This is a genomic window from Rhizobium sp. AC44/96 (assembly GCF_001692185.1).
GTDB lineage: Bacteria > Pseudomonadota > Alphaproteobacteria > Rhizobiales > Rhizobiaceae > Rhizobium.
Map to the genome: position 1 here is coordinate 48,290 of NZ_LXKO01000039.1, position 23,635 is coordinate 71,924.

The window sequence follows — 23,635 nt, forward strand, 5'->3', positions numbered from 1 at the left end:
TCAGTGGGTCACGGTGATGAAGTCCGTGCCGATGCCGGTCTCTGTCCCGATGCCGGTGTCTGATATGGTGATGGTCGATCCGGCTGTCAGCATCGCGTCGATCTTCCTCCGCGTGTCGTCGGGAATATCGACGCGGCTCAATGCGTTGGTGATCGGCGTTCCCGAGATGATCGAGCTTTCGAGGCCGGTGATACCGAGCCGCTTCATCGCTTGGCGCGAGAGATTGTTTGCGAGCGTTACGCCCATCCAGTTCGCGGTGCCGTTCTCGAAGTCGACCGCGCTGGCCGTCAGGAAGTGTGTTCCGAGCGCGAGCCCAGGATCGGAGATGATCACCGGAGCCGTAAATACCGGGCGGAAACCCTGCCGAACGAGAAGGACGCCATTTGGTGGCCCGGATTTGCCCGCAGCCGCATAGACGGCGTCGATCAACGTGTCACTGATGAGTGACTTTTCGTTGCCCGGGGCTAAAGGATGCTGCGACTTGAAGTCGGTGATCGCCTGAACCGTTGCCGGCCCCAGAAGCCCATCGGGATTGCCGACGGCAAATCCAAGATCGGCCAGTAGGGTTTGCAATTCTATGATCGTCTCACGCTCGCTTCTACGAGTAATGAGGATACGGATCGGTTCGTCGTTGACGGGTGCGACGATCGGCTGGATTTGCAGCCGTGGCATCGCTGCTTCGTTCATGGCGACCTGTACCGGCACTTGTCCGATCGCAGGTCTGAGCTCGACGTCCGACAGGAGAGGAGCTGGCTCTGGCGCCTGCGGATGGAAGAGCGCCGGGTGATCGATCGGCCTCGGCGTGACTTCACCGTCGGTGATCACGACGGGCACGCCCATCGCGGTCATCTTGTAGAGCTCCTTTGCGAATGCGCTCGGCAAACGCACGCAGCCGTGTGAGGCGGGATAGCGCGGCACGGAATTCGACTCGTGCAGCGCTATGCCGGACCATGTCAGCCTTTGCATGAAAGGCATCGGGGCTGCCGAATAGAGATTGGATTCGTGGTACTTCTTCTTCTCGATGACGGAGAAGATGCCGCTGGGCGTCGTATGACCCGGCTTGCCCGTCGAAACTTTCGACGTCGCAATAACCTCCGCACCGTCATAGACGGCAAGCGTCTGATTGCTCTTCGAAACGAAGATTTGCAACGTGCGCGCATCTCCGGCGAAAGCCGGGTGCACGAGCGCGGTTGCCGACAGCAAGCCGAGGCCGAAAACGAGACGCGAGAACATTGAACCAACCAGAACGCAATACAGTGAAGGTAGCCTAGTCCTCGAAACTTAAGGAAAACTTGAAACAGCGTTCCGTGCGACCGGATCGGCACGGAACGCTGGCGAGCTTGGTGCCCTTAAGAGCGGTCGCGCTTGCCGCCGAAGGTATAGCCGGTTTCGACGGTTCCTTTTCCGAACTTGTCGCGCAGCTTGTCCATGGCCGCTTCCGCAGCCGCGCGGCGGCCCGATTGCACATCGACGAGATCACGCGGATCGGCGCGTACGGGATCGCAAAGGTCGGTGACGCCGATGCCGATCAGGCGGAATTTCGTCCCATCGGTTTCTTTCTGAAGCATGTCGAGCCCGGTGCGGAAGATCCGGTCGGCGAGCTGTGTCGGATCTTCGAGCTTGCGGTTGCGGGTTCGCGATTTGAAGTCCGCAGTCTTCATTTTCAGAACGACCGTGTGGCCGGCAATCTCGTTCTTTTTCAATCGCCAGGAAACTTTTTCGGAAAGGCTACGTAGGATCGGGACCAGATCGTCGTATCGCGAGATGTCGTCGAAGAATGTGGTTTCCGCGGATACGCTCTTGGCGGCGTCGTTCAGATGCACATCTCGATCGTCGATGCCGCGCGACAGCCGCGAGAGCCGCTGACCGAGGCTGCCGTAACGCCGCATGAGATCGCTCTCTTCCATCGTCTGCAATTGTCCGATGGTGCGAATCCCGTCTGCCTCCAGTGTAGCGGCGAACGCCTTTCCGACGCCCCAGATCGTTGTGACTGGCCGCGGCGCGAGAAAGGTCACCGCTTCTTGGCGTCCGATCACCGAAAATCCCCGCGGCTTTTGCAGGTCGGACGCAACCTTGGCGAGGAACTTGCAATAGGAGAGGCCCACGGAGACGGTGATGCCTATTTCCTTTTCGACGCGCCGGGCAAACTTGGCCAATGTGCGGGCAGGGGGATCGTGGTGGAGCCGTTGCGTGCCACCAAGCTCCAGGAATGCTTCATCGATCGAAAGCGGCTGCACAAGCGGCGTCAAGTCCTGCATCATCGCGCGCACTTCGCGCCCCACCTTCACGTATTTCTCCATGTTTGGCGGCAACACGACCGCCTGCGGGCAGGCTTCGAGCGCCTTGAACATGGGCATCGCCGAGCGGACACCGTGTATGCGTGCGATGTAGCAGGCGGTGGAAACGACACCGCGCTTGCCGCCGCCGATGATCACCGGCTTGTCGGCAAGCTCGGGATTGTCACGCTTCTCGACCGTCGCATAGAAGGCGTCGCAGTCAATGTGCGCCAGCGTCAGATCGTAGAGCTCGTCATGCCGCACGAGGCGCGGGCTGCCACATGCCGTACAGCGACGTGCCTCGCTCTTCTGCTCGGCAAGGCAGTCGCGACAGAAGCCGGGCGTCTTGGAAGGCAGTTGCATCATGGCTGAGAACAAAGGTTGAACATCGCGACATTAGCTCTTAAACTTGTGAGTCTCAAGAGCGTCGCGAAGCTTTTGGTGGCGCGTCCACGTCGGTGTCATGCGCCACATGCGGCAATGTATGCCGGCCGTAAAATGTCCGGAAAGCCGTACGGTGCGCTCCGTTTCAGCCGGTTCGGGAGGTTACCGGTGCGGTGCCGGATGCCATGTGTGCCCGCAACAGGTCGTGTGCGTGCTCCCATCCCGAGGCAGCGACGATCGGATCGACCGGAACCGGTGCGAAAGGCTTGAAGTCGGCATTGGCCATCATCGTCACGAGCAGGCACTCGGGGACATGCTCGCCGACAGAGAGGAGATTGCGTTGCATATCATCGATGAACGCGACAGGCAGATCTCGTCGATCGTGCAGCTCCGCAACGACGGGCCCCTTCGGCTGTTCGGTCGCAATCATGTCGAAGGCGAGCTCGAAGCGGTCGAGAAGGCGGCGCCGGACGCCATGGTGGCGCGGTGGCATGGCGGTCAGAAAAACGATGTCCGCCTCGTCGGAAAGGGCTTGCAACGTTTCGATCGCGCGTTCCGCCGGCGTTTGCCACAAATCCTGGCTGGCGAAGAACGCATCCTCGAAGGTGTCAACCTGTTCGCGGTCGAGTTCGCTGCCGTCCAGCAGCGAGACGATGTTGCCGTGCAGTCGGAAAGAGCGCGGCAGGAGATCGCAGCGTTGCGAACGAAGGAAAGCGGTGAACGGTGTCAGGAACTCCAGGACCACCTCGTCGATATCGCAGACGATAAGGGGGCGGTCGCCGAGGCGCACCTGACTGGCATTGGTCACGATCTCCATTCTCAATACTCCCCCGACCCCAGGCCCGGCGGCGAGAAATGCAACCACGCCGCATTCAGCGCTTCTGGCGACGTGCCGGTCGCCTCGCAAAAGGCAAGGGCGGTGGGCTCGTGCTGCATCAGAAAATCCATCATGCCGGAAAGAAAGCCCGGATCGCTTATCGCGGTGCGGACCTGTGCGGGCTCAACCCCTGTCAGGGCAAGGAATCGGCCGAAAAGATCTGGGTCATTTGCAAGCCAGGCAAGAACGGCAATTGCGGTCTCTTGCGGGTCTGCGGCGCGCTGTTTGGAAGTCTTGAAGTTGCTCTGCATTTCTCGGGCTAAATTACCTATTTTTCAACCAAATACCGATAACATTCAGCCATCGGTTTCATGGGTCCGTGCGTTCGCATGTCATACTTATGCGGCTGAACGGTTGCCAGAACGGACTTAGGACGCGTGTCATGCCCAAGCAGGTGATGATTGTAGAAGATAACGAGCTCAACATGAAGCTCTTTCGCGACCTCATCGAGGCGTCCGGCTACACGACGATTCAGACCCGCAATGGGATGGAAGCGCTGGAACTTGCCCGCAAGTATCGCCCCGATCTGATCCTCATGGATATCCAGTTGCCGGAAGTCTCGGGCCTCGAGGTCACCAAGTGGCTGAAGGAAGACGACGAGCTGCACGTGATTCCGGTCATCGCCGTGACCGCTTTTGCGATGAAGGGCGACGAGGAGCGTATCAGGCAGGGCGGCTGCGAGGCATATGTCTCCAAACCCATCTCCGTTCCCAAGTTCATCGAAACGATCAAGACATACCTTGGGGATGCCTGACGCATCGGAAAGAAGCCCATGACTGCGCGAATCCTGGTGGTTGATGATATCCCGGCGAATGTGAAGCTGCTCGAAGCGCGGCTGGTCGCCGAGTATTTCGATGTGCTGACGGCCTCGGACGGATATCAGGCTCTGGCGATTTGCGAGCGGAACCAGGTCGATCTCGTGCTTCTCGATATCATGATGCCTGGAATGGACGGCTTTGAAGTTTGCGAGCGCCTGAAGTCCAATGTGAAGACGGCGCATATTCCCGTGGTCATGGTCACCGCGCTCGATCAGCCGACCGACCGCGTTCGTGGCCTCAAGGCCGGTGCCGATGACTTTCTGACCAAGCCCGTCAACGACCTCCAACTGATCGCCCGCGTGAAAAGCCTGCTGCGTCTCAAGACCTTGAGCGACGAGCTGCGCATTCGCGCCGAGACGGCGCACATGATGGGCATCGACGATCTGCTCAGGGGCGCCGACGGGCGCGGCGAGGAGACGGCCGAGGTGATGCTGGTCGACGGCCGGGCCAATTCGCAGGAGCGCATCATCCGGGCATTGAAGCCTGTTGCCGACGTCTTCGCGATCTCGGATGCCCAGGCGGCGATCTTCGAAGCAACCGAGAACGCCTTCGACCTGGTGATCGTGAACGCCAATCTCGATGACTATGATCCGCTGCGCCTGTGCTCGCAGCTCCGCTCTCTCGAACGCACGCGTTTCCTGCCGATCCTGATCATCACGGAGCAGGGCGACGACGAGATGGCCACGCGTGCCCTCGACCTCGGCGTGAATGACTACATCGTGCGGCCGCTCGATCCGAACGAACTCGTCGCCCGTTGCCTGACACAGCTGCGGCGCAAGCATTATAACGATCGCCTGCGTGCCGGTCTGAAGCAGACCATCGAGCTTGCGGTGACGGATCCGCTGACAGGGCTCAGCAACCGTCGCTATCTCGACAACCACATGAGCACGCTGTTTAATCGCTCGATGGCCAGAGGCCGGCCGCTGTCGGTGTTGATCACCGACATCGATCGCTTCAAGGACGTCAACGACACATACGGTCACGATGCCGGCGATGACGTCCTCAGGGAGTTTGCCAACCGTATTCGCTCCACGGTTCGTGGCGCCGATCTCGCCTGCCGCTACGGTGGCGAGGAGTTCGTTGTCGTCATGCCGGATACGGCGCCCGAAGTGGCCGCGGTGGTCGCCGAGCGGTTGCGCCTTGCCATCGAGACGGCGCCATTCGTGCTGAAGTCCTCTGGTCAGGCGCTGGAGATCACCGCTTCCTTCGGGATATCATCGCGCGGCGCGTCGGTGCTCACTCCGGGACAGTTGATGAAGCAAGCCGACCAGGCGCTCTATGAGGCCAAGAACGGCGGACGTAACCGCGTCGTCGCGGCTGCCTGAGCCTTCTCGCTTCTCCACGACAATCCACAGGTAAATGGATGGACGCCCAGAGGGCGTCGCAACGCGTTCCGTCAAAATAGAACCACGTAAGTTCCGGATTTAAGCTTTCGCGCCACAGAAATGGCCCGCCGAAGGTATTTGCCAGGTGGCGAGCGGAACGTGAATAATCGTCGCATTTTCCGGGGATACTCCGGAGCTTCGGTAATCACCAGACTTTAGGAGGCCGCGGCTGCTAATGCTATTGGACTATACTTGCGGACAGCTCCGCCGTATTCGTGCCTATTCTTGCCAAAAGAGATGATTCTTCGCGTTATAAGCTGTTCCAAATCCGGACTTTTAACCATGAAATCAATCTGAGAATTCTAACCATTAAGAATTTGTTGATTTTCTTTCATTTTCGCGCAAATTATCGGCTCATAAGAGAAAAACACTCCTACGGGAGTTGTCGATACCCCATGATGCTCAGGTCCGCCGCATCTCCTGGGTCGTGGGGTCGGTCGGCTGGTATGCAACATTCCGCGGTTCCTCGTGCCGCGTTGCTTGCTGGCCGACCCCCTTTCATGAACACGCCGTCCTTTCCGTCGAAACGGGAAGGACGGCGTTTCTGTTTCTGCGGCTCTCTGGAGAGGTTGCCATTCAGGCAATAAAAAAGCGCGCAGCCGATTGGCGCGCGCTTTTACGAACCGCTAGATCAAGTGATTACTTGATCTTGGTTTCCTTGAACTCGACGTGCTTCTTAGCAACCGGGTCGTACTTCGTCTTCGTCATTTTGTCCGTCATCGTACGGCTGTTCTTCGTCGTAACGTAGAAGAAACCGGTGTCGGCTGTCGACAGCAGCTTGATCTTGATTGTTGTAGCCTTGGCCATGGTCGTCCTGCCTTTAATAAAATGAAAGCCGTGGAAGGCCGGATGGCTCCACGGCAAATTCTGGCGCGAAACTACGAATCCAGCCCGAAAAGTCAAGCCCGCTTTCTAATGAAAAGCAGCCTTACGGCGGAAAGCAGGGCATAAAGGCCGAAGAAAGCGGCAATTGCCCAGGCAAATCCGTTGTTGCCGGCGACATCGATCGCCGCGCCGATGACCTGGGGACCTGCGACGGTGCCGACGGCGTAGCAGAAGACGAACGCCGCATTGGCCGCCGCAAGGTCCGATCCGGTCAGGCGGGAGCCCAGATGGCTGAGGCCGACCGTATAGAGCCCGGCAACGCAGCCGCCCCAGAAAAGCAGCACCGCGGCCATCAAGGCCCAGCTGTGGGACAGGAGCGGCAGCATCAGCGAGCCGATCAGGCCCATGAAAGCCATGCCGGCGAGCAGGGGGCGTTTGTCCTTCATCCGGTCTGAGAGCAGGCCCACCGGTATCTGAAAGATCATGTTGCCGATGCCCATGACCGTCAGCAACAGCGCCGCCTGCGATTCGGTAAAGGATGCCCTGACGGCATAGATCGGGAACAGGGCCAGGCCGCCGGCCTCGACCGCGCCGAAGATGAAGACCGCAGCCGTGGCACTCGGAACCAGGAAGATATAGCGCATGAAATGCAGCTCGGGCTTTTCTTCCAGAACCGGGCTCTCGTGGCGTGCGATGAAGATGGGCACAGCCGCCAGCAGGATGGCGCAGGCGCCGACGCCGAAAGGAATGATGCCTTCGCTGCCGACAATGGAGAACAGCAACGGCCCGGCAGCAAAGCCGAGCGAAAGCACGGTGGCGTAGATGCCGAGAACGAAGCCGCGCTTCGAGGGAGGGGACGCGGCGTTGATCCAGAATTCCGAGAGAATGAACAGCGTCGTCGTCGCGCCGTGGAAAGCGAAGCGCAGCGGGAACCACATCCAGAATTGCTCGGCATAGAAGAAGCCGACGGCGCTGAGCGCTGAAAGCACCACAGCCCAGAGCATTGTCGGGGCGACGCCGAACTTGTGGGCGAGCTTGGTCGTGATCGGCGCGGCCACCATGGCGGCAACGCCGGCCATTGCCGTGTTCAGGCCGATCAGGGTCGACGGGATGCCTCGCTTCTCGAGAATGATGCTGAGGAGCGGAAGGCCGAGGCCGATAGCGATCCCGACAGCCGAGATCGACGAAATGGCAGCCACCAGTGAAGGCCAATGGATTTCCTCAACATCGCCCGGTGTGCCGTTTCGCGGCTGAGACATAAAGCCATCCTTAGAACCACTGCAGGGAATCGCGTGCCGCGAACACATAGAAAGGCACAACAGCACCAAATCCAAGTGACGGCTGTGCTTTACAAGATGAACCGCGCCTGCCGCAATAAGCTGATTGATGTGGGACAGGATTCGTCAAGAAAAGCTTACCGTTGGGCGCACATGATTTGGCGCCACAACACGTGTAGCAGCGCACGCGGCGCTGCTACACGTCAAATGTGTCGTGATGGTGAATGTAGCCGCCTAGCGACGGCGGCCGGGAATTTCGTACTGATCGTGATCGTCGCCATGGCCGCCAAAACCGTGCATCTTGAGCGCCCACTGCAGACCGATGACGCCACCCTTGATCGGCTGGATGACCAGCAGCGCCGCAATCAGCGTTATCGGTGTCCAGATCGCAAAGGTAAGCCACAGCGGCATCGGCCAGACCATGTCGGTCATCATGTAGCCGCCGATGATGATGTGGCCGATCACCACGATCGTAAGGTACGGCGGCAGGTCGTCGGAACGATGGTGATGCATGGCTTCGCCGCAGGCGGCGCAGTTGTCCACCGGCTTCAGGAAATTCCTGAAGAGCTTGCCGCTGCCGCAAGCCGGACAACGATTGAGCATGCCACGCATGATGGAGCGACCGACCGGACGTTCCACTTCTTCGCTTCCTCCGTAACGGATCGTCTGGTCGCTTGAGGTGGTCGTCATCGTCGTTTCCTTTTCTGGCGTCCCTACAACGCCTATCGCCGCCCTCTCGGGGGTCTTGTTCCGGCCTTCTTCCGCGCGTTGTGCGCGTCGCGTCGGCCCGCCTTGTGGAACGAACGCACAGCGGTAGGCATCTTCCGCCCTTCGCTGATCATCTCGAAACGAAGTGCACCGGCGAGCGGAATGGCTTCCGCAAGTTTCACCGTAACGCTATCCCCCAGGCGATATCCGAGACCAGTTTTCTCGCCGGATAGCGCCTGATGCGCCTCATCATAGATGAAGTAGTCCGTTCCTAGCGTAGATATAGGAATGAAGCCGTCCGCTCCATAGTCCGGCAGGGCGACAAATAGTCCCGATTTCGTCACCCCTCCTATGCGCCCTTCGAATTCCTCGCCGACGCGGCCGGCAAGGTGGTGTGCAATGAGTCGGTCCACGGTCTCACGCTCGGCTGCCATGGCGCGGCGCTCGAAGGTCGAGATTTCCGCGGCGATATCGTCCAGTGCGGCTTCTTCGTCCGGCGTGATGCCGCCTTCGCCGAAGCCAAGCGAACCGACCAGCGCGCGATGCACGATCAGATCGGCATAGCGTCGGATCGGTGAGGTGAAGTGCGCGTACTTCATCAGGTTCAGGCCGAAGTGCCCGATATTCTCCGGGCTATAGATCGCCTGGCTCTGGGAACGCAGCACCATTTCGTTGACCATCGTCTGATGCGGCGTGTCGTCTGCCTTGGCGAGGATCATGTTGAAATTGTTGGCGCGCATATTGCCGCCCTTCTGCAGCGAAATGCCAAGCGTTGCCAGGAATTCGCGAAGCACTTCCTGCTTTGCCAGCGTGGGGCCATCGTGAATGCGGTAGATGAGAAGCTGTTTCTTCTTCTCCAGCGTTTCGGCGGCCGAAACGTTCGCCTGGATCATCATCTCTTCGATCAGCTTGTGCGCGTCGAGCCGTGGCGGCACGAAAACCCGGTCCACGGTACCGTCGGGCTTGAGCAGGATCTTGCGTTCCGGCATGTCGAGCTCGAGCGGTTGGCGCCGCTCGCGACCGCGGGTCATGACCCCGTAAGCGTGCCAGAGCGGCTTGAGGATCGGTTCGAGCATCGGCCCGGTCTTGTCGTCGGGATTGCCGTCGATCGCCGCCTGTGCTTGCTGGTAGGAGAGTTTCGCCGCGCTCTTCATCATCACGCGATGGAAGGTGTGGCTGGCCTTGCGACCTTCTTTCGAGAAGACCATGCGCACGGCAAGCGCCGGCCGATCCTGGCCCTCCCGCAGCGAGCACAGATCGTTCGAAATCCGCTCCGGCAGCATCGGCACGACGCGATCCGGGAAATAGACGGAGTTACCGCGCTTCAACGCTTCACGATCCAGCGGTGAGTTCGGCCGGACATAATAAGAGACGTCGGCGATGGCCACCGTGACGATGACGCCGCCTTCGTTATCGGGCGAGGGATCGAGTTCCGCGTACACGGCATCGTCGTGGTCCTTGGCGTCGGCCGGATCGATGGTGATCAGCGGCACGCTGCGCCAGTCCTCGCGATGCGACATGGTCGCAGGCTTGGCGTCGTCCGCTTCGGCGACAACGGCCGGCGGAAAGATATAAGGAATGCCGTGGGCGTGAATTGCGATCATCGAGATCGCCTTCTCCGAGGCAACAGAACCGACGATCGAAAGCACCTTGGCACGCGGCAATCCGAAACGGCCGAGGCGCGCGACCTCGACCTCGACCAGATCGCCGTCCTTGGCCTCGCCCTTGTAATCGGGGTCGATCAGCATCTCCTCGCCGCGCCGTTCGATCGGCAGCAGGCGTCCGCCACCGCCGGGCGCATCCTTGAACACGCCGAGCAGCGCACCACGACGCTTGTCGAGGACTTTGATGATCCGTGCGGTATAGGCCGGACCACCGCGATCGGCGGCAGGAAAGATCTTTGCAAGAATGCGGTCGCCCATGCCGGCAACAGGAGCCTTGCCCTTGCCGTTGCGACCGGCAGGAGAGGTCGACTGTCGAATAGCGACCGCGGGTGCGACACCCATTTCCTCTGGCCATTCCGCCGGTCGGCCGATCAGTTCGCCGTCCTTGTCGCGTGTCGTGATATCCAGCACCGTCACCGGCGGCAGCGCGCCAGGGCGGATGAGGGACTTGCGCGTCTTCTGAAGCATCCCTTCCTGCTCAAGCTCGCGCAGCAGCTGCTTGAGCTCCACGCGGCTATCACCCTTCAGGCCGAATGCCTTGGCAAGCTCGCGCTTGGAGGCCTTTTGCGGATGATCGGCGATAAAGCGCAGGATCACTTCGCGCGAAGGAAGCGCGCCATGCTGGATGTTGAGCGGCGCGATAGATGGCTCTGCACTGGCACGGCCGGCTTTGCCAGGACGCTTGCCCTTCATGTTATCGCGCGGAATTCTGCTCACTCTTCGCTCTTCTTCGTCTTCTTGGCCGGGGCTTTCGCCTTGGTGGCTTTCGCCTTTGCCGGCGCCTTCGTGGCTTTCGCCTTTGCCGGCGCCTTCGTTGCCTTCGCCTCGGCGGATGCCGCCTTGGCCTTCGGCTTACCCTTGGCTGCAGGTGCCTTGCCGGCCTTGGCTGCGATCAGCACCAGGGCTTCCTCGACAGTCAACGCCTGCGGATCAGTACCCTTGGGCAGCGTTGCGTTGACCTTGCCCCAGTTCACGTAAGGACCGTACTTGCCGTCGCGCACGGTAATCGCGCCGCCATCCGGATGGTCGCCGAGTTCCTTCAACGCTGCCGCAGCAGTCCGGCCACGTCCGGCAGGTCCCTTGCTCGCCTTGTCGGCAATCACGGCCACGGCACGGTTGAGCCCGATCGAGAAGACGTCCTCGACGCTTTCGAGGTTGGCATAGGAACCGTCATGCAGCAGGAACGGCCCATAACGGCCGATGCCGGACGAAATCATCTTGCCGGATTCTGGGTGCTTGCCGATATCGCGTGGCAACGAGATGAGCGCCATCGCCTTCTCGTAGTCGATCTCTTCTGGGCGCCATCCCTTCGGCAGCGATGCGCGCTTGGCATCCTTGCCATCGCCGCGCTGGATGTAGGGGCCGAAACGGCCGGAGCGCAGCGTAAGTTCCTCGCCGGTCACCGGATCGGTGCCGAGCGCCTTCGGCTCGTTCAGCGCTGCGCCTTCGGCTTCCGCGCCACCTTCGGATGACAGCTGGCGCGTGTAATTGCATTCCGGATAGTTCGAGCAGCCGACAAAGGCGCCGTACTTGCCGAGCTTCAGGGACAAATTACCGGTTCCGCAGACCTGGCAAATGCGCGGATCGCTGCCGTCCTCGCGCTTCGGAAACACCAGCGGCGCCAGCGATTCATTCAGCGAATCGAGCACGTTGGTAACGCGCAGTTCCTTCGTGTCCTCGATCTGAGCGAAGAAATCCTGCCAGAAGTCGCGCAGAACCTGCTTCCAGTTCAGCTCTCCGGCGGAGATCCGGTCGAGCTTCTCTTCGAGATCGGCCGTGAAGTCGTATTCGACATACTTGGTGAAGAAGCTTTCCAGGAAAGCCGTCACCAGCCGGCCCTTGGAATGCGGGATCAGCTTGCGCTTGTCGATGATCACATATTCGCGGTCGCGAAGCGTTGCGAGCGTTGCCGCGTAGGTGGAAGGGCGGCCGATGCCGAGCTCTTCCATCTTCTTGATGAGCGAAGCTTCGGAATAGCGCGGCGGCGGTTCGGTGAAGTGCTGGCTCGAATTGATCTTCTGCTTGGCGAGGTTCTCGCGTGCATTGATCTCCGGCAGGCGGCCATCCTCGTCGCCGTCGTCGCTCTGCTCGCCGTCTTCCTTCTGGTCTGTGTAGGCGGCAATGAAGCCGTCGAAACGGATGACGGAGCCGACCGCGCGCAGACCGGCCTTCTCGCCGTTGTTGTCGGCGGTGATCTCCGCGGTGGTGCGCTCGATCTCTGCCGAAGCCATCTGGCTGGCGATGCCGCGCTTCCAGATCAGGTCGTAGAGCTTGAGCTGGTCGGCATCGAGATACTGGCGAACCTTGTCCGGCGAGCGGTTGAAGTCCGTCGGGCGGATTGCTTCGTGGGCTTCCTGGGCGTTCTTCGCCTTGGTGGAGTAGAAGCGGGCTTTCTCCGGCAGATAACGCTGGCCGAACTGGTCGACAATGGCGCCACGCGCCGCGTCGATCGCTTCAGGCGCCATCTGCACGCCGTCCGTACGCATATAAGTAATGAGACCGACAGTCTCGCCGCCGATATCGAAGCCTTCATAGAGCTTCTGGGCAACCTGCATCGTGCGCGACGCCGAGAAGCCCAGCTTGGATGAGGCGGCCTGCTGCAGCGTGGAGGTTGTGAAGGGTGGTCCCGGGTTGCGCTTGACGGGCTTCGCCTCGACCGTGTCGACGACGTAGGACGCACCTTCCAGCAGCGCCTTCAGCTTGCCAGCTTCTTCGCCGTTCGCGATGGACCGAGCCTGCAACCGCTTGCCATTGGCTGCAACCAGCTTCGCCTCGAATTCGTCGCCGCGCGGCGTCTTAAGCAGCGCCGAGAGGTTCCAGTATTCTTCCGAGATGAAGCGCTCGATTTCGGACTCGCGGTCGCAAACGAGGCGCAACGCCACCGACTGGACACGTCCGGCGGATCGCGCACCGGGCAGCTTTCGCCAAAGCACCGGCGACAGGTTGAAGCCGACGAGATAGTCGAGTGCGCGGCGTGCCAGATAGGCATCGACCAGCGGCACGTCGATGTCGCGCGGTTCGGCCATGGCATCGAGCACGGCCTTCTTGGTGATCGCGTTGAACACCACACGCTTGACCGTCTTGCCGTTCAGGACGCGCTTCTTGTTCAGCATGTCGAGCACGTGCCAGGAGATCGCTTCACCCTCGCGATCAGGGTCGGTTGCGAGGAACAGGCCGTCGGAGGACTTCACGGCGTCCGCGATATCCTTCATCCGCTTGGCCGAGGCTCCGTCGACCTCCCAGAGCATTTCGAAATCCTGGTCCGGCAGTACCGAACCGTCCTTGGCGGGCAGATCGCGCACATGGCCGAACGAGGCGAGCACCTTGTATCCCGCGCCGAGATACTTGTTGATCGTCTTGGCCTTGGCAGGCGATTCCACCACTACAACATTCATGATGATTCTCTAAAAAGGATACTGGGGCTGGCGGATAGGTAGGCAGAAGGCCTGCCCTGTCATGGTTGCCGGTCTCCGACATGGACAGGGAAATCGTTTCGGTCAAGTGGTTTGCATGCATTTTTACTGATTACAACGCGATGCAACCTGAAGAAGATAAGTGCGTTGTTGCAATTTCTGATTATTGCGCTATCGTTTTTGACGTGTGGTTCCGGCTGCGTCGTGCAGCCTCTCTCTATCTAGACATGAGTCATTCATGGCGGCCAAATACGCAAAACAGGATGCCGGTCGATCCAGCTCCCGCGAGAACATCGCCTTCGTCAGGCAGATGCTGGCAGAGTTGCGCCAGGTGGCGGAAAAGGAGAAGGCCGACATGCTCTGCTACCTTATCGAAATGGCCTATGTCGAAGCCGGCGACCTGCAGGCCCGTATGTAAGACGTCAGCCATCCATTGCAAGAGAAACCAGGCCGCCCGCGTGGCGATGCAGGCGACCGGCGAGATCCAGTTCCAACAGGACAAGATATACGGCCGAGGCCGTGAGTCCGGTGTGCCGGATGATGTCATCGATCTCGACCGGGGTCGGCCCCAGGGCATCCGTGATCCGTGCGCGATCGGTGTCATCGGGCGGCAACAACGAGAATCCGCCGCCATGCTCCGGTTCCTCTGCAACGGGCACAGCAAACAGATCCAGCTGCGACAGCGGCGCCAGTGCGTCGATGACGTCAGCGGGCGAGGTGACGATCATCGCGCCGTCCTTCAGCAGGCCGTTGGTGCCGTGACACCGCGGGTCGAGCGGCGACCCCGGCACGGCAAACACAAGCCTGCCGAACTCGCCCGCAAGGCGGGCCGTGATCAGTGATCCCGAACGCATTGCCGCCTCGACGACGACGACGCCGAGAGAAATTCCGGCGATCAGCCGGTTGCGTCGCGGAAAATCACGCGCTCGGGGTTCCCAGCCGAACGGCATCTCGCTGACGGCGAGACCATTGGTGTTCCAGATATCGTTGAGCAGCCCCGCATTTTCAGGAGGGTAGGGCTGGTCCAGCCCACCCGCCATCGCCGCAATCGTCCCGGTGTCGAGGCTCGCACGATGAGCCGCCGTGTCGATGCCGCGGGCTAGACCGGAAACGATCGCATAGCCCGCTCTCCCACATTCTCCCGCGATCATCGCCGCGAACTTTGCGCCGCTGATCGATGCGTTGCGCGAGCCGACGATGCCGGCTGCCGGCTGTGTTGCGGCCGAAAGATTTCCCTTTACGGCAAGCAGCGGTGGGGCGCCTTCGATCTGCTTCAGCGCCTGGGGATAGTCCGGCTCGCCGATGCCGACGAACCGCGCCCCGAATCGATGCGCGGCTTCCAGCTCGCGGTGAGCTTCAGTTTCTGTGGCGATGCGGATCGAGCGCGTGGCGCCGCCGCGCGCAGAGAGTTCGGGCAGGGCCGCCAGCGCCGTCTCGGCCGAACCGAAATGATTGATGAGGTCCCGGAAGGTCGCCGGCCCGACATTGTCAGAGCGAATGAGACGCAGCCACGCGATGCGTTGCCGGTCCGTCAGCGCAATTCCTTTTGGCCTTGCGCTGCGAGTGTCCATCCTACCCCTTCGCCCCGATCTTGCTTTCCGTCCCGCTTATCAGTCGCGAGATATTGGTCTTGTGTTTCCAGTAGGAAATGGCGGTCATGATTGCCATTACCGCTGCAACCTTTTCTGCGCCTAGTATCCACAATGCAACCGGAATGACAAGCATCGCAACCAGCGCGGAAAGCGACGAATATCGCGTGATGAACGCAACCGCCAACCACACCAGCGCAAAGGCAAGGACCATCATCGGAGCGACGCCGAGAAGCGTACCGATATAGGTGGCAACACCCTTGCCGCCCTTGAAGCCGAGCCAGACAGGAAAGAGGTGGCCGATAAAGGCAAAGAAGCCTGCGATGAGAGCCGCCTCGTTACCGAAGAGGTATCCGACGATCCACGCGGCGGCCGACGCTTTCAATGCATCGAGGAGAAGGGTCGCGGCTGCGAGCTTCTTGTTGCCGGTCCGTAGCACGTTGGTCGCGCCGATATTGCCGGATCCTATGCTGCGCACGTCGCCGAGGCCGGCGGCCTTGGTGAGGATGAGGCCGAACGGGATAGACCCGAGCAGATAGCCGATGACGGCGGCCGCCAGCGCGATCGGCAGCGTGATCTGCCAAGTCATGAGATCAGAGACCATATTCCCTCCGGGCGCTCCCAGTCTTTTCTTATAGAGTATGCACGCACTGTCCGGCGACGTAGGTCGCGACAGCCCGTCCACTGAACCGCGCGTCTTCGAACGGCGTGTTCTTCGAGCGGGAGAGAAGCATGTCTTTCGAAACAAGCCAAGGCTCGTCCAGATCGATCAACACGATATCCGCCTTGGCGCCGGGCTTCAGCGTGCCGGCTTCTAGGCCGAAGATCTGCGCCGGGCGCGTCGACATGGCATCGATCAGCCGCATCAGGCTTACCTGGCCGCTGTGGTGCAGCCGCAGAGCCGCCGCCAGCAGCGTTTCAAGGCCGATCGCACCATCCGCCGCTTCGCCGAAGGGGAGGCGCTTTGTGTCCACGTCCTGGGGGTCATGCGAGGATACGATGATGTCGATTGCGCCTCTCGCCAGTGCATCGACCATCGCCACGCGATCGTCTTCCGAGCGCAGCGGCGGGTAGAGCTTGAAGAAGGTGCGGTACTCGCCGATGTCGTTTTCGTTGAGTGCCAGATTGTTGATGGATATGCCGCAGGTCACGGTCGCGCCGCGGCTCTTGGCCAGCTCTATGGCCTCGACCGATTCCGGCACCGAGATCATCGCCGCATGATATTTGCCGCGCGTCAGCTTGGCGATGCGCAGATCGCGCTCAAGCGGGATGAGTTCGGCTTCCTTCGGTATGCCGCCAAGACCGAGCCAGCTTGCGAACAGTCCCTCATGCATGACGCCGGTGGCGCCGAGATATTTGTCGCGCGTCTCGCAGGAGATCACCGCACCGAACTCGCGGGCATAGGTCATGACCCGGCGCAGGACCTGCGTGTCGTGCAGGCTGGAACGGCCGTCGGTGAAGGCAACCGCGCCCGCTTCCATCAGCATGCCGATTTCGGTCATCTCCTCGCCGGCCAGATGCTTGGTGATGGCCGCTGCCGGGTAGACATTGACCAGCGCCTTGTCCTTTGCCGTCTTCTTGACGAATTCGACAAGCGCGATGTCATCGATCACGGGGTCGGTGTCCGGCATCATGATGATCGAGGTCACGCCGCCGGCTGCCGCGGCGCGGCTGGCCGAAGCGATCGTTTCGCGATGTTCCGCGCCAGGCTCGCCGATATGAACGCGCGCATCGACAAGGCCGGGAGCCGCAATGAGGCCCTTGCAATCGCGAACCTCGGCTCCCTTGGGCACACCATGGTTCCTGGCATCCTTGCCCGAGGCCACGATCACGCCGTCCTCGACGACGATTGTTCCGATTTCATCGAGATTGCGCGAGGGGTCGATAATGCGAACGTTCTGGAAAACGATCGAGTTGCTCATGCGCCGGCTCCTTCGCTGCGGGGGCCGTTGTTCTGCGAGACGAGCAGCGTCTCCATCACCGCCATGCGTACGGCGACGCCCATTTCAACTTGTTCTGCGATCACGCTCTGTGGCCCGTCCGCGACCTCAGAGGCGATTTCCACGCCCCGGTTCATTGGTCCGGGGTGCATGACCAGCGCATCTTCCTTCGCCGCCTTCAGCGTTTCCGCGTCGAGGCCGTAGAAGTGGAAGTATTCGCGCACCGACGGTACGAAGGCGCCGGACATGCGCTCGCGCTGCAAGCGCAGCATCATGACAACATCGGCGTCCTTCAGGCCTTCCTTCATGGAATGGAAGACTTCCACCCCCATGTCGGCGATGCCGGCCGGCAGCAGGGTCGCAGGGGCAACCACGCGCACCCGCGCGCCCATCGCGTTCAGGAGAAGGATGTTCGAGCGCGCCACGCGCGAATGCAGCACGTCGCCGCAGATGGCGACGATGATGCGCGAAAGCTTGCCCTTGGCGCGGCGTATCGTCAGCGCGTCGAGCAGGGCCTGTGTCGGATGTTCATGCTGGCCGTCGCCGGCGTTGACGACCGAGCAGGAGACCTTCTGCGCGAGAAGGGCGGCGGCGCCCGCGCTCGAATGCCTGATGACAAGCACGTCCGGCCGCATCGCATTCAGCGTCATCGCCGTATCGATCAGCGTCTCGCCCTTCTTTACGGAAGAGTTGCCGACCGACATGTTCATCACGTCGGCGCCGAGGCGCTTGCCGGCGAGCTCGAAGGACGCCTGCGTGCGCGTCGAGGCCTCGAAAAACAGATTGATCTGAGTCAGGCCACGAAGGGTCGACGTTTTCTTTTCTCTCTGCCGACTGATCTTGACGGCCTCGTCGGCCTTGTCGAGGAGAAAGGTGATATCCTGCTCTGTGAGCCCTTTGATACCGATGAGGTGGCGGTGGGGAAAGAAGACCATGAACCTGCCTCTATGCTGTCGTCAGCGGCTCTATAAAGAGTGCATGCGACGGCGGCAAGCATGCGCTGTGGGCAAAGACCCGTCTCCCCCTGCAATTTTGCCGAAATTCCGCTAAAGCAAGTGCAAGACGAAATCTAACTTCCGGTTTCCCTTTGCCTGCCTCTTGCACTAGAAGCGATTCATGACATCCGCCGAAGAAAAACTCGCCGAACTCAATCAGCCGAGCCTGTGGTCCGGCATCAACGCCTACAGGTCCGATCCGCTGATCGTCGATCTGACCGGCGGGCTGCCGCGCGGCATTCGCGACGAGCTGGACAGCATGGGACGCTATGTGACCTCTCCGGAGGCGCAGGAGCTGGCACGCATGGCAAACCAGGGTACGCCGCAGCTGCGCACCCATGGTCCGAGAGGCGAGCGTCTCGATGTGGTCGAGTTCCATCCGGCCTGGCACGCCCTGATGCGTCGGTCGATGTCATCGGGCCTGCATTCGTCGGTCTGGGACCCGCAGGCGGATGCGGATGCCAAGGATCAGGCGCACAAGGTCCGTGCCGCTCGCTTCTACCTGACCGCGCAGCTCGAATCCGGGCACCTTTGCCCGCTGACCATGACGAGCGCCTCGGTGGCGGCTCTGTCGGCCTCGCCGGCCGTCCAGAAGGACTGGGCGCCGAAGATTCTTTCGCGCAAGTACGATTCCACCAACAAGCCCGCCATGCAGAAGTCGGCCGTAACGATCGGCATGGGCATGACGGAAAAGCAGGGTGGAACCGACGTCCGCTCCAACACGACAAGTGCCGAGAAGGTCAGTGAGGGCATCTACAGGCTCTCGGGCCACAAATGGTTCATGTCCGCGCCGATGAGCGATGCCTTCATCATGCTCGCGCAAACGAAGGAAGGGATGGGCTGCTTTCTCGTCCCACGCCTGCTGGAAGATGGCTCCGCCAACGGCCTGCAGTTCCAGCGCCTGAAGGACAAGGTGGGCAATCGCTCTAACGCATCGTCGGAAGTCGAGTTCAACGACACCTTCGGCTTCCTGCTCGGTGGTCCCGATGCCGGCGTTCGCACCATCCTCGACATGGTGACGCTGACGCGTCTCGATTGCGCCCTGGCGTCATCGGGGATCATGCGCGCCTCGCTCGCCGAAGCCGTCCATCACACGCGCGGTCGCAGCGTCTTCGGCAAGATGCTGGTCAGCCAGCCGATCATGACGCGTGTCCTCGCGGACATGGCGCTCGACGTCGCCGCAGCCACCGCGCTGTCGTTTCGCCTCGCCGACGCCTTCGACAAGGCCCGCGGCAGCGCTGAAGAGGCGGCCTATGCGAGGGTCATGACGCCGGTTGCCAAATACTGGTGCTGCAAGATCGCGCCGGCGCTGATCTACGAAGCGATGGAATGCATCGGTGGCAGCGGCTACATCGAGGAACGTCCGATCGCCCGGCACTACCGCGAAGCGCCCGTCAATGCGATCTGGGAAGGCTCCGGCAATGTCATGGCGCTGGATGTTCTGCGCATTCTGAACCGCGGCAAGGATCTCTTCGAGACCGTGTTTGCCGGTCTCGCACGCGATCTCGGTCCGGCAGGCAAGAAGACCATCGACGTGCTGCGCGCGGCAATGGCGCTTTGCGAACGCGATGAGGGGGCTGCCCGCCTTCTGGTCGAGCAGCTCGCGCTCGCTGCCGGCGCCGCGGAGCTTTACCGGCTGGGGGCAGGGCGCATCGCCGATGCCTTCATCGAAACCCGTCTCGCGGGTGGATGGCGATCCACCTATGGCATGCTCGATTCGCGGTTCGACGCCAGCTACATCGTCGATCTGCTCTATCCGCCGGCAAGCTGATGACCGAGATTCGCGCTGTTCGGCCCGACGACCTCGAGCAGATCTACGCGATCTCGCTGCTGACCGGTGAATCCGGACGGGATGCCTCTGCTCTCTACGACGATGGCAAACTCATCGGCCACATTTATTCCGCCCCCTACGTTCAACTCAGCCCGCAGACGGCCTTCGTTGCCGAAGACGATGATGGCGTGGCGGGATATATCGTCGGCGTGCACGATACCGTGGCATTCGAGGCAGAGCTCGAGCGCGATTGGTGGCCAACGCTTCGGCGGGCCTACAGAGAGCCGCTGGGCGATCCTTCTGCGTGGAACGCAGACCAGAAGCGCATCGCAGCAATCCATCATCCGGCTCGCTCGCCTGCAGTAATGGTCGAGGCATTTCCAGCGCATATCCATATGAATCTGCTGCCGCGATTGCAGGGGCAGGGCATGGGAACCAGGCTTCTTGATCTATGGTTGTCGCAGGCTCGAAACGCCGGCGTCTGCGGAGTGCATCTCGGCGCCAATGCGGACAATCACAACGCATTGCGGTTCTGGGGTTCGCGCGGGTTCAACCGCCTTGGCGCGCCGTTTGTAGAGCCGTCGGAACGGTCGGTCTGGTTCGGGCAGGCTCTCTAGTATCGCGCAATGTCGCCATCCGGTGATGGTGCGCGATTTGCTGTGGTTGAACGAAACTGTCCACAATCTTTCAAGGCTCTGTCCGTTGCCGGTTCGGAGGTGCGTTGTTACTCACCGATGAGTGACAAATCGGACCCGAATCCCTGATGCTGAATGATCCCATGGTTTTGACACCCATCGCCGGCGCACCGCGCGCTGAACCCGAGAAGCGCGTGCGTGACCGCGGTGCCACTGAAAAGGCGATCCTGAAGGCGGCCAAGGCTCTGCTTGCGGAGGAGGGGTTTCAGAATTTCGGCATCAATGCGGTTGCCCGCCGCGCCGGCTGCGACAAGCAGCTGATCTATCGCTATTACGGTGGACTGAACGGGCTTGTCGAGGCGATCGGCGCTGATCTCGGCACGTGGGTCAAGGATCGAATACCGGAAGACACCGGCGGCATGTTCCTCCTCACTTACGGCGACCTGATGGAGCGCCTGTCACTGCTTTTCCTGGAAGCCTTGCGGGATGACCCTCTGGTTCGTCGCATCGTCGCCTGGGAGGTGTCCGAAAACACCGAGCAGGTCAGGCGGCTTTCCGAAGCGCGCTCGAAGGCTCTGGCCACTTGGCTCGAGCGCATGCGCGGTTCGCTGACACCACCGAAGGGCGTCGACGTTGTCGCCGTCAACGCCATTCTGATCGCGGCCATCCAGCATCTCGTGTTGTCGGCATCCGCCGGCGGCCAATGCGCCGGGCTGGCGCTGAAGACGGCGAAGGACTGGGATAAGGCGGCAACCGCGCTCAAGCGTATCGTCCGTGGGGTCTACGGCTGAGGGCAGGGCTTTCCACAGGCACACCCATCGGCGTTAACCTTAACAAATGGTTTACGTTGCGCCTCGGCGGTTAAGGGGACAGGGTACGGACAGTTCAAAAGTATTGAGTGTCTGGAATCATGGGAACCAAAATCGCGAGAGCCGCGTTCCTTGTAGCCGCGATGATGTTTTTCGCGGTGCTCGCGTTGGATATTGCAGTGCCGGCGCTGGTTCTGGGTCTGATGGCATTGTCGACATGGCCCTCACACGAGCGGCCAGTCGCCAAACGAGAAAGAAGGGCGACCGCATGAAGTGGTTCCTGATCTTCTGGGCCGGTCCGATTGTTTTTCTGGCGGGCTGGTACTGGCTTTCCTACTACGACATGAATTTCGGCATCTTCATGCTGACCCGACAGGTGCATGACCTGACGTTCCAGATTTACGGCAATGTTCTGGGTATTCCGCCGGAAACCATTCCGCCGCTGGTCGCGCGCGCCATTGTGGTCGACAGCCTGATCGTCTTCGCGATCCTGGGCTACCGCAAGCGAAAGGCCATCATCGCGTGGTGGCAGGCGCGTCAGGCTTCGAAGCCGTCGGCTGCCGTCCTCGATAGCAAGGATAGCCTGTCCAGGGCTCCTTGAAGGATAAAGCTCGCCGCTGCCGAATCGATGCGTTCGGCGCGCTTGGCGCGTGACACGTCCATCTCCAGAAGCGCCCGTTCGGCGGCAACCGTCGACAGTCTCTCGTCCCAATAGACGAACGGCAGCGCGGTCTTCTGCTCCATGTTGCGAACGAAGGCGCGTGTCGCCTGGACGCGCGGACCGGCAGAGCCGTCCATGTTCATCGGCAGCCCGATGACGAAGCCCGCGACCTTTTCCTTTTCAGCGAAGCTCAGAAGCACCTCGGCATCTACGGTGAATTTCTCGCGCTTGATGACCGGGCGCGGAGTCGAGAATCGCCGGCCGAGATCCGACATCGAAAGCCCGATCGTCTTCGTCCCCAGGTCTAGCCCGGCTATGGCTTGCCCCGGCCGAAGCGCTGCCGCCAGTTCCTCGATCGTCAGCACCGTCATCGTCGTTTCATCCCGTCAAAAGAAATTGAAGCTGCCGCCGCTTTTCTTTGTGGCTGCATCGGTTATGTCCATAACGATCGAAGCAGGCTTTTGCATCACATAATAAAAGGAGAAATTTCATGAAGATCACTTGGCTTGGTCATTCCGCTTTCCGCATCGAGACCGGAAAGGCGAAAATCCTCCTCGACCCGTTCCTCACGCACAACGCTTCCTTCGCCGGCCAGGACCTGAAGGACGTGACATCGGGCGTAACCCACATTCTGCTGACCCACGGTCACGGCGACCATGTTGGCGACACGGTGGCACTTGCCAAGGAGACCGGTGCGGTCGTTCTCGCCAACGCCGACCTTGCTGCATGGCTCGGCTCCAAGGGCCTGTCGAAGATCGAGATGGGCAATACCGGCGGCACGATCTCGCTTGGCGGTTTCTCCGCGACCTTCACCAATGCGCTGCACTCCTCTGCGCAGATCACCGAGGACGGGGTTTCCCACGCGCTCGGCAACGCCAACGGCCTGATGCTGCACTTTGACGACGAGGCATCGATCTTTGCCATGGGCGATACGGATATCTTTTCGGACATGGCGCTGATCAACGAACTGCACCAGCCTGATATCGGTCTCGTCCCGGTTGGCGACCGCTTTACCATGGGCGGTGCCGTCGCCGCACTCGCCTGCCAGCGTTACTTCAACTTCAAGACGGCGATCCCCTGCCACTACGGCACTTTCCCGATCATCGACCAGACGCCGGAGAAGTTCGTCGCCGGCATGGAAGGCTCGAAGACCGGCGTAAAGGCGATCAAGCCGGCGGAGAGCCTTTCGTTCTGATGCCTGCGCCCTCAAATCGCTTCGGTTTGAGGGCAGGAATTCTGCGCAATCGAAAATGCAGCCCGTTGCGCGCGGCGGACATGGCCTTTATAGCGATAGGAAAAATCCCATCCGGAGAATGCCATGTCCGTCGACCTTGCCACCGTTAAGCGCGTAGCGCGCCTTGCCCGTATTGCCGTCTCCGAGGATGAGGCAAACCGCATGGTCGGCGAGTTGAATGGTATCCTTGGGTTCGTCGAGCAACTGTCCGAAGTCAACGTCGAGGGTGTCGAGGCAATGACCTCCGTCACGCCGATGGCAATGAAGAAGCGCACCGACGACGTTACGGATGGCAACAAGGCTGCCGATATCGTGTCGAACGCTCCGGTCACCGATCAGAATTTCTTCCTGGTACCCAAAGTCGTCGAATAGGG

At 60.9% G+C, this 23,635-nt stretch carries 23 protein-coding genes; 9 read left to right on the top strand and 14 right to left on the bottom strand.

All coding sequences use genetic code 11. The features are described from left to right. The 4 genes from A6U87_RS25635 to A6U87_RS25650 all read right to left on the bottom strand — a co-directional run bounded on the left by A6U87_RS25635 (position 1) and on the right by A6U87_RS25650 (position 3,788). Positions 1-1,233, bottom strand: a complete 1,233-nt coding sequence (locus A6U87_RS25635) for a L,D-transpeptidase family protein (RefSeq protein ID WP_065694145.1) — start codon at positions 1,231-1,233, stop codon at positions 1-3. A gap of 116 nt (positions 1,234-1,349) precedes the next feature. Further along, the gene (locus A6U87_RS25640) at positions 1,350-2,642 is read right to left on the bottom strand and encodes a DNA polymerase IV (RefSeq protein WP_065694146.1); all 1,293 of its coding nucleotides are present in this window, start codon (positions 2,640-2,642) and stop codon (positions 1,350-1,352) included. A 163-nt stretch (positions 2,643-2,805) separates the two neighbouring features. Then, positions 2,806-3,477, bottom strand: a complete 672-nt coding sequence (locus tag A6U87_RS25645) for a hypothetical protein (RefSeq protein WP_065694147.1) — start codon at positions 3,475-3,477, stop codon at positions 2,806-2,808. A gap of 2 nt (positions 3,478-3,479) precedes the next feature. Beyond that, positions 3,480-3,788 (bottom strand): DUF3572 domain-containing protein, encoded by a 309-nt coding sequence (locus A6U87_RS25650; RefSeq protein WP_065694148.1) that lies wholly within the window; start codon positions 3,786-3,788, stop codon positions 3,480-3,482. Positions 3,789-3,919: 131 nt separating this feature from the next. Here A6U87_RS25650 and A6U87_RS25655 point away from each other — a divergent pair, with 131 nt between their 5' ends. Then, positions 3,920-4,291, top strand: a complete 372-nt coding sequence (locus tag A6U87_RS25655) for a response regulator (protein WP_065694149.1) — start codon at positions 3,920-3,922, stop codon at positions 4,289-4,291. 18 nt (positions 4,292-4,309) lie between these two features. Continuing rightward, positions 4,310-5,680 (top strand): PleD family two-component system response regulator, encoded by a 1,371-nt coding sequence (locus A6U87_RS25660; protein WP_065694150.1) that lies wholly within the window; start codon positions 4,310-4,312, stop codon positions 5,678-5,680. A gap of 699 nt (positions 5,681-6,379) precedes the next feature. Here the strand turns inward: A6U87_RS25660 and rpmG are convergent. From rpmG to topA, 5 genes are all read right to left on the bottom strand, one after another. After that, positions 6,380-6,547, bottom strand: a complete 168-nt coding sequence (gene rpmG / locus A6U87_RS25665; RefSeq protein WP_003547442.1) for a 50S ribosomal protein L33 — start codon at positions 6,545-6,547, stop codon at positions 6,380-6,382. 92 nt (positions 6,548-6,639) lie between these two features. Then, a complete protein-coding gene (locus A6U87_RS25670) occupies positions 6,640-7,824 on the bottom strand; it encodes an MFS transporter (protein WP_065694151.1) in 1,185 nt (394 codons plus the stop codon). 252 nt (positions 7,825-8,076) lie between these two features. Next, complete coding sequence (locus tag A6U87_RS25675) at positions 8,077-8,532, bottom strand: DUF983 domain-containing protein (RefSeq protein ID WP_065694152.1); 456 nt, start codon at positions 8,530-8,532, stop codon at positions 8,077-8,079. Between the two features lie 32 nt (positions 8,533-8,564). Beyond that, complete coding sequence (rnr, locus tag A6U87_RS25680; protein WP_065694153.1) at positions 8,565-10,931, bottom strand: ribonuclease R; 2,367 nt, start codon at positions 10,929-10,931, stop codon at positions 8,565-8,567. Then, positions 10,928-13,609, bottom strand: coding sequence for a type I DNA topoisomerase (topA, locus tag A6U87_RS25685; protein WP_065694154.1), 2,682 nt, complete (start codon positions 13,607-13,609; stop codon positions 10,928-10,930). The genes rnr and topA overlap by 4 nt, the downstream gene beginning before the upstream one ends. Before the next feature lie 256 nt (positions 13,610-13,865). On the opposite strand from topA, the gene A6U87_RS25690 reads away from it, so the two are divergent. After that, a complete protein-coding gene (locus tag A6U87_RS25690; RefSeq protein WP_065694155.1) occupies positions 13,866-14,045 on the top strand; it encodes a hypothetical protein in 180 nt (59 codons plus the stop codon). A gap of 4 nt (positions 14,046-14,049) precedes the next feature. On the opposite strand, the gene dprA is transcribed toward A6U87_RS25690, so the two are convergent. From dprA to A6U87_RS25710, 4 genes are read right to left on the bottom strand one after another with little or no spacing between them, the layout of a single operon-like run. After that, positions 14,050-15,198 carry a DNA-processing protein DprA gene (gene dprA / locus A6U87_RS25695; protein ID WP_065694156.1) on the bottom strand — a complete coding sequence of 383 codons (1,149 nt, stop codon included), beginning with the start codon at positions 15,196-15,198 and terminating at the stop codon, positions 14,050-14,052. Position 15,199: 1 nt separating this feature from the next. Next, positions 15,200-15,820, bottom strand: a complete 621-nt coding sequence (plsY, locus tag A6U87_RS25700; protein WP_065694157.1) for a glycerol-3-phosphate 1-O-acyltransferase PlsY — start codon at positions 15,818-15,820, stop codon at positions 15,200-15,202. 28 nt (positions 15,821-15,848) lie between these two features. Then, the gene (locus A6U87_RS25705) at positions 15,849-17,138 is read right to left on the bottom strand and encodes a dihydroorotase (RefSeq protein ID WP_065694158.1); all 1,290 of its coding nucleotides are present in this window, start codon (positions 17,136-17,138) and stop codon (positions 15,849-15,851) included. Then, the gene (locus A6U87_RS25710; RefSeq protein WP_065694159.1) at positions 17,135-18,091 is read right to left on the bottom strand and encodes an aspartate carbamoyltransferase catalytic subunit; all 957 of its coding nucleotides are present in this window, start codon (positions 18,089-18,091) and stop codon (positions 17,135-17,137) included. The genes A6U87_RS25705 and A6U87_RS25710 overlap by 4 nt, the downstream gene beginning before the upstream one ends. 181 nt (positions 18,092-18,272) lie before the next feature. Here A6U87_RS25710 and A6U87_RS25715 point away from each other — a divergent pair, with 181 nt between their 5' ends. From A6U87_RS25715 to A6U87_RS25735, 4 genes are all read left to right on the top strand, one after another. Then, positions 18,273-19,922 carry an acyl-CoA dehydrogenase family protein gene (locus A6U87_RS25715; RefSeq protein ID WP_065694160.1) on the top strand — a complete coding sequence of 550 codons (1,650 nt, stop codon included), beginning with the start codon at positions 18,273-18,275 and terminating at the stop codon, positions 19,920-19,922. Continuing rightward, positions 19,922-20,539: a GNAT family N-acetyltransferase gene (locus A6U87_RS25720; protein WP_065694161.1), complete on the top strand. Its 618-nt coding sequence runs from the start codon at positions 19,922-19,924 to the stop codon at positions 20,537-20,539. The genes A6U87_RS25715 and A6U87_RS25720 overlap by 1 nt, the downstream gene beginning before the upstream one ends. A gap of 146 nt (positions 20,540-20,685) precedes the next feature. Further along, positions 20,686-21,348 carry a TetR/AcrR family transcriptional regulator gene (locus tag A6U87_RS25725; protein WP_065694162.1) on the top strand — a complete coding sequence of 221 codons (663 nt, stop codon included), beginning with the start codon at positions 20,686-20,688 and terminating at the stop codon, positions 21,346-21,348. Positions 21,349-21,634: 286 nt separating this feature from the next. Then, positions 21,635-21,967, top strand: a complete 333-nt coding sequence (locus A6U87_RS25735; protein WP_065694164.1) for a DUF6105 family protein — start codon at positions 21,635-21,637, stop codon at positions 21,965-21,967. Here A6U87_RS25735 and ruvX read toward each other — a convergent pair. Then, positions 21,904-22,398: a Holliday junction resolvase RuvX gene (gene ruvX / locus A6U87_RS25740; protein ID WP_065694165.1), complete on the bottom strand. Its 495-nt coding sequence runs from the start codon at positions 22,396-22,398 to the stop codon at positions 21,904-21,906. The genes A6U87_RS25735 and ruvX overlap by 64 nt on opposite strands. A 119-nt stretch (positions 22,399-22,517) precedes the next feature. On the opposite strand from ruvX, the gene A6U87_RS25745 reads away from it, so the two are divergent. Next, the gene (locus A6U87_RS25745; protein WP_065694166.1) at positions 22,518-23,222 is read left to right on the top strand and encodes a metal-dependent hydrolase; all 705 of its coding nucleotides are present in this window, start codon (positions 22,518-22,520) and stop codon (positions 23,220-23,222) included. A 123-nt stretch (positions 23,223-23,345) separates the two neighbouring features. Further along, entirely contained in the window at positions 23,346-23,633 is a 288-nt protein-coding gene (gene gatC / locus A6U87_RS25750) for an Asp-tRNA(Asn)/Glu-tRNA(Gln) amidotransferase subunit GatC (RefSeq protein WP_065694167.1), read from the top strand. Positions 23,634-23,635 lie beyond the last annotated feature (2 nt).